General features: G+C 64.2%; 15 protein-coding genes and 1 other RNA gene. 10 read left to right on the top strand and 6 right to left on the bottom strand.

Features of this window, described 5'->3' with window-relative positions; all coding sequences use genetic code 11:
• Together hisG and hisD are read left to right on the top strand one after the other, a co-directional pair.
• Positions 1 to 645, top strand: a complete 645-nt coding sequence (gene hisG / locus Q0602_RS17215) for an ATP phosphoribosyltransferase (protein ID WP_295039211.1) — start codon at positions 1 to 3, stop codon at positions 643 to 645.
• A 79-nt stretch (positions 646 to 724) separates the two neighbouring features.
• Positions 725 to 2,035 (top strand): histidinol dehydrogenase, encoded by a 1,311-nt coding sequence (gene hisD / locus Q0602_RS17210; RefSeq protein WP_298845859.1) that lies wholly within the window; start codon positions 725 to 727, stop codon positions 2,033 to 2,035.
• A 64-nt stretch (positions 2,036 to 2,099) separates the two neighbouring features.
• Here hisD and Q0602_RS17205 read toward each other — a convergent pair whose 3' ends face one another.
• Positions 2,100 to 3,374: a Do family serine endopeptidase gene (locus Q0602_RS17205; protein ID WP_298845857.1), complete on the bottom strand. Its 1,275-nt coding sequence runs from the start codon at positions 3,372 to 3,374 to the stop codon at positions 2,100 to 2,102.
• A gap of 217 nt (positions 3,375 to 3,591) precedes the next feature.
• Between Q0602_RS17205 and Q0602_RS17200 the strand changes: the two genes are divergently transcribed.
• Positions 3,592 to 4,350: a Nif3-like dinuclear metal center hexameric protein gene (locus tag Q0602_RS17200; RefSeq protein ID WP_298845855.1), complete on the top strand. Its 759-nt coding sequence runs from the start codon at positions 3,592 to 3,594 to the stop codon at positions 4,348 to 4,350.
• Positions 4,351 to 4,407: 57 nt separating this feature from the next.
• On the opposite strand, the gene Q0602_RS17195 is transcribed toward Q0602_RS17200, so the two are convergent.
• The gene (locus Q0602_RS17195) at positions 4,408 to 4,860 is read right to left on the bottom strand and encodes a DUF1043 family protein (protein ID WP_149433989.1); all 453 of its coding nucleotides are present in this window, start codon (positions 4,858 to 4,860) and stop codon (positions 4,408 to 4,410) included.
• A gap of 188 nt (positions 4,861 to 5,048) precedes the next feature.
• Here Q0602_RS17195 and zapE point away from each other — a divergent pair, with 188 nt between their 5' ends.
• The 5 genes from zapE (at position 5,049) to Q0602_RS17170 (ending at position 8,593) form a co-directional block, all read left to right on the top strand.
• A complete protein-coding gene (gene zapE, locus Q0602_RS17190) occupies positions 5,049 to 6,227 on the top strand; it encodes a cell division protein ZapE (RefSeq protein ID WP_295039200.1) in 1,179 nt (392 codons plus the stop codon).
• A gap of 211 nt (positions 6,228 to 6,438) precedes the next feature.
• A complete protein-coding gene (rplM, locus tag Q0602_RS17185; protein ID WP_110602351.1) occupies positions 6,439 to 6,867 on the top strand; it encodes a 50S ribosomal protein L13 in 429 nt (142 codons plus the stop codon).
• Between the two features lie 11 nt (positions 6,868 to 6,878).
• Positions 6,879 to 7,268 carry a 30S ribosomal protein S9 gene (gene rpsI, locus Q0602_RS17180; protein ID WP_087717922.1) on the top strand — a complete coding sequence of 130 codons (390 nt, stop codon included), beginning with the start codon at positions 6,879 to 6,881 and terminating at the stop codon, positions 7,266 to 7,268.
• 167 nt (positions 7,269 to 7,435) lie between these two features.
• Positions 7,436 to 8,062: a glutathione S-transferase N-terminal domain-containing protein gene (locus Q0602_RS17175; RefSeq protein ID WP_149433990.1), complete on the top strand. Its 627-nt coding sequence runs from the start codon at positions 7,436 to 7,438 to the stop codon at positions 8,060 to 8,062.
• Positions 8,063 to 8,098: 36 nt separating this feature from the next.
• Complete coding sequence (locus Q0602_RS17170; RefSeq protein ID WP_295039194.1) at positions 8,099 to 8,593, top strand: ClpXP protease specificity-enhancing factor; 495 nt, start codon at positions 8,099 to 8,101, stop codon at positions 8,591 to 8,593.
• 90 nt (positions 8,594 to 8,683) lie between these two features.
• Here the strand turns inward: Q0602_RS17170 and Q0602_RS17165 are convergent, their stop codons facing one another.
• From Q0602_RS17165 to Q0602_RS17150, 4 genes are read right to left on the bottom strand one after another with little or no spacing between them, the layout of a single operon-like run.
• Entirely contained in the window at positions 8,684 to 9,238 is a 555-nt protein-coding gene (locus Q0602_RS17165; protein ID WP_295039193.1) for a BON domain-containing protein, read from the bottom strand.
• A gap of 5 nt (positions 9,239 to 9,243) precedes the next feature.
• On the bottom strand, positions 9,244 to 9,837 hold the full coding sequence (locus tag Q0602_RS17160; RefSeq protein WP_110602357.1) for a phosphoheptose isomerase: 594 nt from the start codon (positions 9,835 to 9,837) through the stop codon (positions 9,244 to 9,246).
• Positions 9,838 to 9,855: 18 nt separating this feature from the next.
• Positions 9,856 to 10,224 (bottom strand): YraN family protein, encoded by a 369-nt coding sequence (locus Q0602_RS17155; protein ID WP_295039189.1) that lies wholly within the window; start codon positions 10,222 to 10,224, stop codon positions 9,856 to 9,858.
• Positions 10,208 to 12,076 carry a penicillin-binding protein activator gene (locus Q0602_RS17150; RefSeq protein WP_298845850.1) on the bottom strand — a complete coding sequence of 623 codons (1,869 nt, stop codon included), beginning with the start codon at positions 12,074 to 12,076 and terminating at the stop codon, positions 10,208 to 10,210. Before Q0602_RS17150 ends, Q0602_RS17155 begins: the two co-directional genes overlap by 17 nt.
• 241 nt (positions 12,077 to 12,317) lie before the next feature.
• Between Q0602_RS17150 and rsmI the strand changes: the two genes are divergently transcribed.
• Both rsmI and rnpB read left to right on the top strand, forming a co-directional pair.
• Positions 12,318 to 13,172, top strand: coding sequence for a 16S rRNA (cytidine(1402)-2'-O)-methyltransferase (gene rsmI, locus Q0602_RS17145; protein ID WP_298845848.1), 855 nt, complete (start codon positions 12,318 to 12,320; stop codon positions 13,170 to 13,172).
• A gap of 166 nt (positions 13,173 to 13,338) precedes the next feature.
• Positions 13,339 to 13,534: RNase P RNA component class A (rnpB, locus tag Q0602_RS17140), an RNA gene on the top strand; the annotation flags it as partial.

Raw genomic sequence — 13,534 nt, 5'->3', positions numbered from 1 at the left:
ATGAGCAATCAACTGATCCTGGCGCTATCCAAGGGCCGTATCCTCGAAGAGACCTTGCCACTGCTGGCGGATGCGGGCATCACCCCGGCGGACGATTTCGGCAAGAGTCGCAAGCTGCTGTTCGACACCAACCTGCCCGACGTCAAGCTGGTGGTCATCCGGGCGGTGGACGTGCCGACCTACGTACAGCTGGGGGCAGCCGACCTGGGTGTCGCCGGCAAGGACGTATTGCTGGAGCACGGCGCCGAGGGGCTCTACGAGCCACTCGACCTGGGGATCTCGCGCTGCCGGCTGATGACGGCGGGTATCGTCGACGCCCAGCCCGCGCGGGCCAAGCGCCGGGTGGCGACGAAGTTCGTCAATGTGGCACGTCGTTACTATGCGGAGCAGGGTATCCAGGCCGAGGTGATCAAGCTGTACGGGGCGATGGAGCTGGCTCCGCTGATGAACCTGGCCGACGAGATCGTCGATATCGTCGATACCGGCAATACCCTGCGCGCCAACGGCATGGAGCCTCGCGAGCTGATCGAGAACATCAGCACCCGGCTGGTGGTCAACAAGGCGTCGATGACGATGAAGCATGAGCGACTCAGGCCGCTGATCGAGCGCTTGCGTCACGCGGTGAGCGCACGGACCGTCGCTTGAGCCGCAGCTCCGTGAGCGCATCCGGGGACGGTATGCAATCTGTCGGCGGCGGGACGGTCGCACGTAGAGAGAATCAATGATGAGCCAAACGACTACCATTGCCCGTTTCACCACGCGGGACGCTGATTTCGATGCGCGTCTCGACGCTCTGCTGGCCTGGGAAGGGGTCTCCGATCATGAAATCTCCGCCCGCGTCGCGGAGATCATCGAAGCCGTCCGTCGGAGCGGCGACGCGGCATTGATCGAGTATACCAATCGCTTCGACCGGCTTTCCGCAACGGCCATGTCCGAACTGATGATCGGGCCCGAGCGGCTGGAGACGGCGTTCGCGTCGATCCCAGCGGCCCAGCGCGAGGCGCTGCAGCAGGCGGCGGAGCGCATCCGGATCTATCACCAGCGCCAGAAGCCGGAGTCCTGGCAGTACCAGGAGCCGGACGGCACCATGCTGGGCCAGAAGGTGACGGCGCTCGATCGCGTCGGCATCTATGTGCCGGGAGGCAAGGCGGCCTATCCCTCCTCGGTGCTGATGAACGCTCTGCCGGCTCATGTGGCGGGTGTGCGCGAGATCGTCATGGTCGTGCCGACGCCGGACGGCGTGGTCAACGAGCTGGTGCTGGCGGCCGCCCATCTCGCCGGCGTCGACCGCGTCTTCACGCTGGGCGGGGCGCAAGCCGTGGCGGCGCTGGCCTACGGCACCCAGAGCGTGCCCAGGGTCGACAAGATCGTCGGGCCCGGCAACATCTATGTGGCGACCGCCAAGCGGGCCGTCTTCGGCCAGGTCGGCATCGACATGATCGCGGGGCCCTCCGAGATACTGGTCGTCTCCGACGCCGGTACCGATCCGGACTGGCTGGCGATGGACCTGTTTTCCCAGGCCGAGCACGATGAAGATGCCCAGGCCATTCTGGTGACCTGGGATGCCGAACACCTCGAGGCCGTCCTGGCCTCCATCGAGCGCCTGCTGCCGACCATGGAGCGGGAAGCGATCATCCGCGAGTCGCTGGCGAGGCGGGGTGCACTGATCCTCTGTGAAGGGCCCGAGCAGGCGGTCGAGCTGATCAATCGCATCGCGCCCGAACACCTGGAGCTCTCCGTGGAGTCGCCCCAGGAGATGGTGGAAGGCGTACGTCACGCCGGTGCCATCTTCATGGGGCGCCATACGGCGGAGGTGCTTGGTGACTACTGCGCCGGCCCCAACCATGTGTTGCCGACCTCCGGCACGGCGCGTTTCTCCTCCCCGTTGGGCGTCTACGATTTCCAGAAGCGCTCGTCGCTGATCCAGTGTTCTCCGGAGGGGGCCGACACGCTGGGACGGACGGCATCCGTTCTGGCGCGGGGCGAGTCCTTGACGGCCCACGCCCGCTCGGCGGAGAACCGCCTCAAGCGCTGAGGATCGGGCACAGGAAAAGACGACGATCGCCGCCCCTCGGGCGGCGATCGTCGTTGGATGAGGGCTAGCGTTCGCTGGCGTCGCTATCGGCGCCGGGCGCCTCCGAACCCTGGGTGGCCTGGGCCCTTCTCGTCGCGTCGTCGCTGCTTTGGGCGGGCGGCGGGCGCTCGCCGACCTTCAGCGTGACTCTGCGTTTTTCGCCGCCTCGCACGATGGTCAACGGCAGTTGCGTGCCGGGGGGGATCTCGGCGATATCCACCTGGGTCTCCCGCGGATCGAGAATCGGCTTGCCGTCGATGGCGAGCAGGATATCCCCGGGGCGCAATCCAGCCTCGTCGCCGGGTCCGCCTGACACCACGTTGGCAACGATGACGCCACTGAGGGTCTTGAGGCCGAACGACGACGCCAGATCCGGCGTCATCTGTTGAGCGTCGATTCCCAGCCAGCCCCGGATGACCCGGCCCTGGGTCACGATGTCGTTCAGAATGCCGCGTGCCAAGTTGGCCGGTATCGCGAAACCGATGCCCTGGGAACCGCCGGAGCGGGAGAATATCGCCGTATTGATGCCGATCAGCGAGCCGTTGGCGTCCACCAGTGCCCCCCCGGAGTTGCCCGGGTTGATCGCGGCGTCGGTCTGGATGAAGTCCTCGTAGCGGCTGAGGCCGAGATGATCGCGCCCGGTCGCGCTGATGATGCCCATGGTCACCGTCTGGCCGACGCCGAAGGGGTTGCCGATGGCCAGGGTGACGTCGCCGATGGCGATGTCCTCCGAATTGCTCAGCTTGATGACCGGCAGGTCGTCGAGGTCGATCTTGAGGACCGCCAGGTCGCTGTCGGGGTCGGTGCCGATCACTTGCGCGATGGCTTCGCGGCCATCCCTGAGGGCCACCTGGATCTCATCCGCATCGTTGATGACATGATTGTTGGTCAGGATGTAGCCCTCTTCGCTGACGACCACCCCCGATCCGAGACTCGATAGCATGCGCTGGCGCTGCGGCATGTTCTTGCCATAGAACTGGCGGAAGAACGGATCCGACATCAGCGGGTGCTGGCTGGTGTCGACGACGCGCGACGAGTAGACGTTGACGACGGCCGGCGCGGCACGGTTGACCGCCTGCGAGTAACTGACGGGCCCTTCGTGGCGATCGAGCGATGGCGCATCGACGACATCGGGTGGGGCGCGTTCCGAGGTCGCGGATTCGACGCCGGCCATTCCGGTCGGGGTGTCGCTGGCCGGCCCGTCTCGGCCCAGCAGCGACGGGAAGGCGTAGAGCAGGACGACGGCGATCAGAATGCCGCAGAGGGCGGGCCACAGGTAGGCGGCTAGGTGGCGGCGCATGTGCTGGGTCCTTAGACTGGAAATCAGAGCGACTTCGCCACGTCCGGCAGCGCTGCGGTGATCGAGGCGGCCGTGTTTGCGCCGATGGGGCCGGGGAGCCCGTCGACGGAATCGATGGAAATACGATGCGCTCGATGACGGTGTGCGCGGTGCCTGGCACGATGTCGATATGGATCGGAAGTGTAACATTCACCAAGGCTTCGCGCTGGGAGACAGTATGATTTCGCGGCAGATTCTCCAGGAGACCGTCGATGCGGAGTTGTGTATCGACGCGTTCAAGGATTACACCGTCAATGGATTGCAGGTCGAGGGGCGGGACAGGATCGAGCGTATCCTGACCGGTGTCACGGCGTGCCAGGCGTTACTCGACGAAGCCGTGGCCTGGGGCGCCGATGCCGTACTGGTCCATCACGGCTACTTCTGGAAAAACGAGCCGGTGAGCGTGACCGGAATGAAGCATCGGCGTCTGGCTACCTTGTTGGGGAACGGCATCAACCTGCTGGCTTACCACCTGCCGCTGGATGCCCACCTTTCACTGGGCAACAACGCCTGCCTGGGGCGGCGTCTGGGATTCGAGATGGAGCGCTGCCTCGACGGTGAGCCGGGGCGGGGACTGCTGTGGATGGGGGCGCCGCAAGCCGAGCTGGACAGCCGGGCCCTGGCGGGGCGCGTCGAGCAGGCGCTGGAGCGCGCGCCCACCCTGATAGAGGGCCATTCCGGAATCGTACGGCGCGTTGCCTGGTGTACGGGAGGCGCCCAGGACATGTTGCCGATAGCCGCCGAGGCGGGTGCCGATGCGTTCATCTCCGGTGAAATCTCCGAGCGCACCACCCACATGGCGAGAGAGATGGGGATCACCTATCTGGCGGCGGGCCACCACGCCACCGAGCGTGACGGTATCCAGGCCCTGGGCAGCTGGTTGGCGGATCGCTTCGATATCGAGCACCGGTTCGTGGACATCGACAATCCGGCTTGAGGGAAGGGGATTGGCGCCCGTCGCCGCCCGGTGGACTTCGACGGGTCTTCGGCCATTTCAGTAGCGGGGAGGCTGCGGGGCGCTCTCCTGCTGCTCCGCGGTTCGGCGTTGGCGGACGCCATAATCTTCGGCCAGCGTGCCGCCGGTGCCGTCGGCATAGTCGCGTGGCACCTGAGGCAGATCGACCTCTTCGTTCTCGTCCTGGCTGCCATGCAGTCGACGTTTCAGCTTGAGATCGTCGACCAGCTTGTCCGCACCCTGGATCAGGTGCTGTTCGAGGTCGTGGCTTTGGCGCTGAATGCTGGAGGCCAGATCGGCCACCTTGGCGAAGTGGTCGTTCAGCGCATCCTTGACCTGATTGAGTTCCAGCTCCGTCTCGGCCAGACGCTGACGCACTTTCTGGTTGCGGGCTACGTTGGCGTTCAGCAGGTGGTAACAAAGGGCGCCGATACCGATGCCCGCCAGGAAGCAGGCGATTGCCAGGATCCAGTCGATATTGCTTTCGTTCACAGTGCGCTCCTCGTCGTCGTGCCCGGCACGACCTGTCTCAAAGACCCTTGCGTAAGGTCGGTGCGGTGCCATTATATCGACCCGCTCGGCTCTCGGGTCAAACCTTGCTTGTCTCCCAGGCACTGTCAAGACTTTCGTCGGAGAGTATAATCCCGCCACCTGTTTCGAACCGAGGTCACGATACCGCCATGAGTTCCCCCCATGCCGCGACGTCCCATCAAGGCACCATGACGCCAATGTCGCGTTATCGCGCGGATCTGGAGCGCGATGACTTCAGCTACGACGCCGCGCAGGAGAATGCCGTCAAGCACCTGCAGCGCCTGTACGACGATCTTCAGCGGACCCCGGCGCCCAAGCCCACGACGGTCTCCGGGGAGTCGAAGCTGTCGAAGGTGGCGGGGCTGTTCGGCAAGCGCAAGGCCGCCGAACCCGAGGCGCCTCCCACGCCTTCGGTCATGGGGCTCTATTTCTGGGGTGGCGTCGGCCGTGGCAAGACCTACCTGGTCGATGTGTTCTACGAGTCGCTGCCCTTCGAGCGCAAGATGCGTACGCATTTCAACCGCTTCATGCAGCGAGTGCACCGCGAACTCGAGGTCCACAAGGGGGAGAAGAACCCGTTGACGCAGATCGCGGCCACGTTCGCCGGCGAGGCTCGGGTCATCTGCTTCGACGAGTTCTACGTCAAGGACATCACCGATGCGATGATCCTCGGCAACCTGATGGAAGCCTTGTTCGCGCAGGGCGTCGTATTGGTGGCGACCTCCAATATCGTGCCGGACGATCTCTACAAGGATGGCCTGCAGAGGGCGCGCTTCCTGCCGGCGATCGATCTGCTCAAGCGCCATTGCGAAGTGGTCAACGTCGATTCCGGGGTGGATTACCGTCTCCGTGCCCTGGAGCAGGTGGAGATATTCCACGCGCCGCTCGACGCCGAGGCCGAGCAGCTGCTGGCGAAGAGTTTCCGCTCGGTCGCCGGCAGCGAAGGGCGAGAGCGTGCCACGCTGACGATCAACCACCGGGAGCTGAAAGCCCGCCGCCTGCACGAGGGCGTGGTGTGGTTCGATTTCAAGGAGCTCTGCGATGGGCCTCGCAGCCAGAACGACTACATCGAGCTGTCGCGCGAGTTCCATACCGTGCTGGTCTCCGGCGTGCCGCGCATGGGGGCGGGGACCGACGATCAGGCCCGCCGGTTCATCAGCATGGTCGACGAGTTCTACGACCGCGCGGTCAAGTTGCTGCTCTCCGCCGAGACCGAGGTCGAGTCGCTCTACACCGGGGGCAACCTGAGCTTCGAGTTCGAGCGCACGCTGTCGCGTCTTCAGGAGATGCAGTCCCGGGACTACCTGGCGCTGGCGCACAAGCCCTGAGCGGAGCGAGCCGCGAGTGAGCGCCAATGTCACGGCGAGACCGGTCTTTCCTCGTACATTGTGCTCGTGTACAATGCGCGCTCTTCGATCCGTTACCTTCCTGTCGGTAGTCGTTCATCGGCTCCCGGACATGTCGGTAACCCAAGAAAAATAGGGATGGCCGAGAAGCGTTCGCTTCGACGCCCAAATACGCTTATTTGGTGAAACACTCATGAAGACGTTCAGTGCCAAGCCGCACACCGTGCAGCGCGACTGGTATGTCGTGGATGCCTCGGGCAAGACGCTCGGTCGTCTGGCGACGGAAATCGCTCGCCGCCTGCGTGGCAAACACAAGCCGGAATACACCCCGCATGTCGACACCGGCGATTACATCGTCGTCGTCAATGCCGAGAAGGTGCATGTCACCGGCAACAAGGCGCAAGCCAAGAATTACTACCGTCATACCGGTTACCCGGGCGGTCTGCGCACCATGTCGTTCGAGAAGCTGATCGACCACGCGCCGGAACGCATCATCGAAGGCGCCGTCAAGGGCATGCTGCCCAAAGGGCCGCTGGGTCGTGCCATGCACGCCAAGCTCAAGGTGTATGCCGGTACCGAGCATCCGCACGCCGCGCAGCAGCCGCAAGAACTGAACATCTGAGGGTAACCGTCATGGCACAACAGTATTACGGCACCGGGCGTCGCAAGACTTCTACCGCTCGCGTGTTTCTCAAGCCGGGCACCGGCAAGATCACCGTCAACGACCGCGAGCTGGGCGAGTTCTTCGGCCGCGTCACCGCGCAGATGGTCGTGCGTCAGCCGCTGGAGCTGACCGAGACCACTGGCCAGTTCGACGTCTACGTCACGGTCAAGGGTGGCGGTGGCTCCGCTCAGGCCGGCGCGATTCGTCACGGCATCACGCGTGCGCTGATGGAGTACAACGAAGAACTGCGCCGTCCGCTGCGTGCGGCGGGCTACGTGACTCGTGACGCTCGCGAAGTCGAGCGTAAGAAAGTGGGTCTGCGCAAAGCGCGTCGTCGTCCGCAGTTCTCCAAGCGCTGATCCGGCGGGATCCGCGTCTGCGCAAAACGCCCGACTTATCCAGTCGGGCGTTTTGCTGTTGGTACGTGGCGCAAAGGGTATTCGTGCTCTTCGTGGCGATGGTTGGCGCCCAGCGGGGTTGCCCGTCGTGTTACCATTGGTCGTTGAATTAATGCGAGGAAAGTTTCATGGGTGTAGTGGCCAAGCGATCGTCGATGATCTTTTACTCCGGCAGTGATGATCATTTCAGCCATCGCGTCAGAATCGTGCTGGCGGAAAAGGGCGTGGCCGTCGATATCCTGGACGTCTCGGCCGATGAGCATAACGCCGAGTTGGCCGATCTGAATCCGTACAACAGCGTGCCCACGCTGCTCGATCGCGATCTGGTGCTGTACGAATCCAAGGTCATGATGGAGTACCTCGACGAGCGTTTCCCGCATCCGCCCCTGTTGCCGGTCTACCCGGTGGCGCGCGCGCAGAGCCGCCTGTGGATGCATCGCATCGAGCGCGAGTGGTGCCCGCTGGTCGAACAGATTCAGCAGGGCCCCAAGAAGGAGGCCGACAAGGCCCGCAAGGAGCTGCGTGAAAGCCTGACCGGGATTTCACCGATCTTCGAAGACATGCCATATTTCATGAGCGAAGAGTTCACGCTGGTGGACTGCTGCATCGCGCCGATCCTCTGGCGTCTCCCGGCGCTGGGTGTCGAGCTGCCGGAGAAGCAGATCGCCCCGCTGATGAGTTACATGGAGCGTGTCTTCGCGCGGGATGCCTTCAAGGTGGCGCTGTCTGAAACCGAACGTGAGATGCGTAGCTGATACGGCGACGCCGTAAGCTGCCCGAGAGGAGTTGACATGCTGACTAGCCGTCCCTATCTGGCGAGAGCCCTTTATGAATGGCTGCTGGACAACGAGCAGACGCCCTATATCGTGGTGGATGCTGGAAAGCCCGATGTCAGGGTGCCGCAGCAGTTCGTGCAGAATGGTCAGATCGTGCTGAACATCGCGCCGGCCGCCGTGCGCGACCTGGCGATCGATAACGCGGCAGTCACTTTCGGGGCGCGCTTCAGCGGTCAGCCGATGCAGGTCGTGGTGCCCATGGACGCCCTGATTGCGATCTATGCGCGTGAAAACGGCGTCGGCATGGTGTTTGGCCAGGAGCCGGTCATGCCGAGTTTTTCCAGCGAGGAGGAAGCGGCGCTGGAAGAAGAGGGGCGCCCGACGCTCGAGAGCGTCGAGAATCGCCCGGAGAGCGATGGCGAGGAGTCGCCCGAGCCCGCCGCCGGCAAGGGTGACGAAGCTCCCGGTCGTCCCGAAAAAGGCAAGCCCTCCCTGCGCATCGTCAAGTAGCGGGGCTTTTGTCCGACAACGCCTAGTGAATAGCGCAAAGCCGCTGCCGAAGACGATTCGGCAGCGGCTTTTTGCGTCTGGCTCGGAATGTCAGTTGAGGTATTCGAATACCTTGACGATACGCTGGACACCGCCCACGCCGGATGCGGCGGCAGTGGCTTCGCTGGCCTGCTGCTGTGTGACCAGGCCCATCATGTAGACCGTTCCGTTCTCGGTGATCACGCGAATCAGGTTGGCATCGAGATCTTCGTTGGCGACCAGGTTGGCCTTGATGCGTCCGGTGATCCAGGTGTCGGTCATGCGCTGGCTGACCGGGGTGTTGGCGGACACCATCAGCTCGTTGTGCACCTGCCTGACACCGCGTACGTCGCGGGCGATCTCGGTGGCGCGCTGCTTGAGATCATCGCTGGGAACCTGGCCGGTCAAAAGGACGTTGCTGTTGTAGCTGTCGACGTTGATGTGGGCGTCGCCATATCGTGCGTCCGTCGCGTTGAGCGAGTCGAAGATCTTGCTCTGGATGTTGCTGTCTTCGACCTTGGCGCCGGGGGTGCGTTCGGCGTAGTTTTCCTGCTGGCTGCCGGTGGCGCATCCGCCCAGTGTCAGCAGGCCGATCAGGCATGAGGAAACGATCAGTGTCTTCTTCATAAGGCTCACTCGTTGCTGCCAAAAAGCTGTTGGTCGATCAGATCACACAAACAGTGAATGACCAAGAGATGGACTTCCTGAATGCGTGCGGTGGAGGTGGCCGGAACGCGAATCTCGCAATCCTCCTGCCCCAGCAGGGATGCCATGTCGCCGCCATCCCTTCCGGTCAGCGCGACGACGCTCATCTCGCGATCGTGGGCGGCTTGAATGGCCTGGACCACATTGGCGGAATTGCCGCTGGTCGAGATCGCCAGCAGGATGTCGCCAGGCTGGCCGAGGGCTCGAATCTGCTTCGAGAAGACATCGTTGTAGCTGTAGTCGTTGGCAATCGAGGTCAGCGTCGAGGTGTCGGTGGTCAACGCCAGTGCCGGAAGGCTGGGGCGCTCCCGTTCGAAGCGATTGAGCAGCTCCGAGGAGAAGTGCTGGCTGTCGCCGGCGCTGCCCCCGTTGCCGCAGGCAAGGATCTTGCCCTCGCTGACCAGGCACTGGACCATCATCTGGCTGGCGACCTCGATGAAGGGGGGCAGGACTTCGCTGGCGTAAGTCTTGGTGTCGATACTGGCGTTGAACAGGTCGAGAATGCGTGCTTGAAAATCCATGAGATGCCTATTGAGCGGTCAATATGCGTCGAAGGCGGCCCGAATCCAGTCGAATTCGAGTGCGGGAAGGCTTCCGGTGACGCCGACGACGTCGAAGCGGCAGGGGCATGATAGCCCGTGTGCATGAAGATAAAAACGCGCGGCCTTGACGATGCGCCGCTGCTTGGCGGGTGTGATCGTTTCGGCAGGGTGGCCGTAGTCGGAGCGTTGGCGATGGCGGACCTCCACGAATACCAGGTTTTCGCCATCGCGCATGATGAGATCGATTTCGCCGCCCTTGGCATGCTGGTTGCTGGCGATCAACGCCAGCCCCTGTGTCTCGAGCCAGCGGGCGGCGGCTTGTTCGACCTGCTGGCCGAGTTGGCGCCGGTTATTGGGTGTCGCCATCTTCGGCATCCAGCGCGAATCCGTTGAGATTGCCGTTGGATGCTCCCTGGGTACCGCTCGATGCGCCGCCGTCAGTGGAAGTCGACGGGGAGCGAGTCGGGGCGGAGGCGGGAGCCGTCAGCAGTGGCTGCGGTGTGCCGGACTGGAATACCGCCCAGGGGAGGGTGCGCTGGATGCGGCCGTCGTCGCGTGCCTGCAGCGTCCCGGTCGCGCCGAAGATCTGTGTGTTCGGCAGCGCCTGGATCAGCGGCAGGCGGCGCGCCAGCTCGTAGGCGTCGACGCCCATGGCGTTGAGCTTGAGCAGGCCTGGATCGTTCTCGCCCGCCAGTTGCTGGTAGGTGGAGACGAACGGTAGCGCATCGGTTCCGCCCACGGCGGCGTCCGGGATCATCCACGGGATATCGACGAACTGGACGCCGTCGAGGTCGTGATCGGCCCGCGGTTGCGGGATGCCTTCGTAGAGATGTGACGTGGCATACACCGGAAGGTCGCCGGCATAGTAGAAATCCAGTGTCGGCGGGACCTGGCGGGCGTAGCTGGGAAGCGCCAGCAGGAACAGCATGTCCATGCTCGAGGGGTCGCTGTTCAAGAGATTGCGAACCGCAGTGGCGACGGAGCCCGAGGGGTCGTAGCTGACCACCGAGGCCACCGTTCCGCCTTCGTCTTCCCAGTTCTTGCGAAATGCTGCCAGTACGCGCGACCCCCACTCGTTGTCGGGGACCATGATGCCGGCGCGACGGCGGCCGTCGAGATGGGCGCGGTGGGCGACCTGGCGCGCTTCGTCCTCTGCGGACAGGCCGTACTGGTACAGGCTGGCCGCCTGGTTGCGGGCGTGTTCACCGTAGTTCAGCGCGAGGGTGGGTAGCGGCACGCTGCTGCGGGTCTCGAGTTCGCTGACCTTGTCCTTGTCGAGCGGACCGATGACGGCCTGGGCGCCGCTCATGGTGGCCTGTGCGTAGAGGGCGTCGATGTTCTGCTGGCTGGAGTCGACGAAGGTCAGGCGCGGGGTCCGCTCTCCCTGATTCTCCGCATCGCTGGCGCGAGCCTCCAGGCCCTGCCGAATGGCAGACGCGATGCTGGCCAGTGGGCCGCTGTCCGGCAGGAACACGGCGATCTGGTTGATTTCATTGCCTTCGACCTGGCGCAGCGCCGCCAGATCCTGCGGTAGTCGCCGATTGGCCGGGTGGTCCGGGTAACGGCTGCGCCACTGATCCAGGCGATCGAACAGGTTGGAGATGTCTCCGCCGCTGGTGCGATAGAGTCGAGCGAGGTCGACCCAGCCTTGCGTGATCGGGTCGCCATTCGTCGCTGCCAGGGCGTCCAGCGCGGTGGGGCTCAGGTTCGAGAGCGGCTTCCAGATATCGTCGTTCAGTTCGTAGGGTGCGTTCTCCCGTTGCAGATCGATCAACAGGCGAGCCGCCGCCTCGGGCTCGCCAATCATGTTCAGCGCAATGCCGCGACGATAGCGCAGGGTCTGACGGTCGTCCGTGGAGAGGTCGGCCTGGGTGTCGAGGATGTCCGTCGCCCGGATCGCGCTCCATCCGTCCTCTTCGGCCAGTGCGCTGTCGGACAGCACCAGGGCCCAGCGCGTGCGTTGTGCGTTGTCGAGTTGCGTACTGTCGATCTGGCCGGCGATCTGGAGTGCCTGCGCCGTGTCACCCTGGCGTGCTAGGATATCCGCCGCCTCGAGGCGAGACGCGGCGGCCTGCCTGCCGCTCTGGCTGTTGGCCTGCTCGAGCAACTCCTGGGCGCTCGGGCCGCCGACGCCTTGCATCATGCTCTGGCCCGCACAGCCTGCCAGTATCAGGGTTGCCATCAATGGCAGAAGAAGTCGCCGCAGCGCGTAACGCATAGTGTCGTTCCCTTTACGTGTGAGTGGTCGCGCGCGATCGCTGGAGATCGTGGATGTCCCGGTCTCCGATGACCGGATTCGAAGCGCCGACCCGTTCCCGTTCCGCTGGAGGCACCGCGGTTCGGCGGCCGATGGCGGCCCGCCGCAGCTGCCTTGCGGAGGCTTCCTTGATGAATTGAACACCGACGTCGCCGCTGGCGGCCATCGATCTCTGAATGCACGTCAATCCGGATGGTACCGAATGAGCGAGACAAAGGAAGGCGTATTGTACGTGGTCGCCACGCCGATTGGGAATCTCGAGGATCTCAGCGCCAGGGCCGGGCGTATCCTGTCCGAGGTCGATGCGATCGCCGCCGAGGACACGCGTCACACCCAGCGTCTGCTTCGGCACCTGGGTGTCGAGCGCCCGCTGATCTCGCTGCATGAGCACAACGAGGCGGCGCGGGTGGATCAGTTGCGAAGACGACTTCTCGACGGCGAGCAACTGGCGCTGGTGAGCGATGCCGGGACGCCGCTGATCTCCGACCCGGGCTTCGTGCTGGTACGGGAGCTGCGGCGGTCGGGTTGCCGGGTGGTGCCGATTCCCGGCCCCTGCGCGCTGGTTGCCGCGTTGAGTGCCGCAGGCCTGCCCACGGACAGGTTCACCTTCGAGGGGTTTCTGCCCGCCAAGTCCGGGGCGCGCCGGAAGCGGCTGGAAGCCGGTGTCTCGCGGGAAGAGACCAGGGTGTTCTATGAGTCCCCCCACCGGATTCGCGATCTGCTGGATGATCTCGCCAGCGTGGTCGGGGATCGCCAGGTGGTGCTGGCCCGTGAGCTGACCAAGACCTTCGAGACCCTGCTGGAGGGATCGGCGAACGAGCTCTTGGCGATCATGGATGCCGATCCCGATCAGGCGCGGGGCGAATTCGTGGTGATGCTGGCGGGGGCGCCGGTGAAAGAGGCATCCGCCGACGATGCCGAGGGCGAGGCGCTGCTTCGCGCGATGCTGGCGGAAGAGGTGGCGGTCAAGAGTGCGGCGGCGATTGCTGTCCGGCTGCTGGGCGGGCGGCGCAAGCACTGGTATCAGATGGCGTTGTCGATCAGGTCGGAGGGGTGATGCGCCGCCATCCCGTATCGACGATCCGGAGGCTGGCTTCGTTGTCGCCGACATCGAATCGGTGTCGGCATTGGGAGACGGTTTGGCGGGGTCGGCAAAACCTTTTGCCTGACGCGTCAATGCTGCCTTGAGAGGGTCTCGGGGGGCTGTTATTCTTGCGCGCTTGGGAGTCGGCCAGACAGTCGCCGCCGGCATGTCCGGGGGAGGAAAGTCCGGGCTCCATAGGGCAAGGTGCCAGGTAACGCCTGGGCGGCGCAAGCCGACGGCTAGTGCAGCAGAGAGTAGACCGCCTAAGCAGCGATTCGCTGCCGGTAAGGGTGAAAGGGTGCGGTAAGAGCGCACCGCGCGCCTGGCAACAGTGC

The sequence above is a fragment of the uncultured Salinicola sp. genome, from assembly GCF_937921195.1.
In the GTDB taxonomy this organism is placed as follows: domain Bacteria; phylum Pseudomonadota; class Gammaproteobacteria; order Pseudomonadales; family Halomonadaceae; genus Salinicola.
Note: the sequence above shows the minus strand (reverse complement) of the source record. Positions and strands in the feature narration are given on the sequence as shown.

Bases quoted from the DNA above. Each gene is read 5' to 3' on its own strand.
- hisG (WP_295039211.1), top strand. From the start codon at position 1: ATGAGCAATCAACTGATCCTGGCGCTATCCAAGGGCCGTATCCTCGAA.
- hisD (WP_298845859.1), top strand. From the start codon at position 725: ATGAGCCAAACGACTACCATTGCCCGTTTCACCACGCGGGACGCTGAT.
- Q0602_RS17205 (WP_298845857.1), bottom strand. From the start codon at position 3,374: ATGCGCCGCCACCTAGCCGCCTACCTGTGGCCCGCCCTCTGCGGCATT.
- Q0602_RS17200 (WP_298845855.1), top strand. From the start codon at position 3,592: ATGATTTCGCGGCAGATTCTCCAGGAGACCGTCGATGCGGAGTTGTGT.
- zapE (WP_295039200.1), top strand. From the start codon at position 5,049: ATGAGTTCCCCCCATGCCGCGACGTCCCATCAAGGCACCATGACGCCA.
- rplM (WP_110602351.1), top strand. From the start codon at position 6,439: ATGAAGACGTTCAGTGCCAAGCCGCACACCGTGCAGCGCGACTGGTAT.
- rpsI (WP_087717922.1), top strand. From the start codon at position 6,879: ATGGCACAACAGTATTACGGCACCGGGCGTCGCAAGACTTCTACCGCT.
- Q0602_RS17175 (WP_149433990.1), top strand. From the start codon at position 7,436: ATGGGTGTAGTGGCCAAGCGATCGTCGATGATCTTTTACTCCGGCAGT.
- Q0602_RS17170 (WP_295039194.1), top strand. From the start codon at position 8,099: ATGCTGACTAGCCGTCCCTATCTGGCGAGAGCCCTTTATGAATGGCTG.
- Q0602_RS17165 (WP_295039193.1), bottom strand. From the start codon at position 9,238: ATGAAGAAGACACTGATCGTTTCCTCATGCCTGATCGGCCTGCTGACA.
- Q0602_RS17160 (WP_110602357.1), bottom strand. From the start codon at position 9,837: ATGGATTTTCAAGCACGCATTCTCGACCTGTTCAACGCCAGTATCGAC.
- Q0602_RS17155 (WP_295039189.1), bottom strand. From the start codon at position 10,224: ATGGCGACACCCAATAACCGGCGCCAACTCGGCCAGCAGGTCGAACAA.
- Q0602_RS17150 (WP_298845850.1), bottom strand. From the start codon at position 12,076: ATGCGTTACGCGCTGCGGCGACTTCTTCTGCCATTGATGGCAACCCTG.
- rsmI (WP_298845848.1), top strand. From the start codon at position 12,318: ATGAGCGAGACAAAGGAAGGCGTATTGTACGTGGTCGCCACGCCGATT.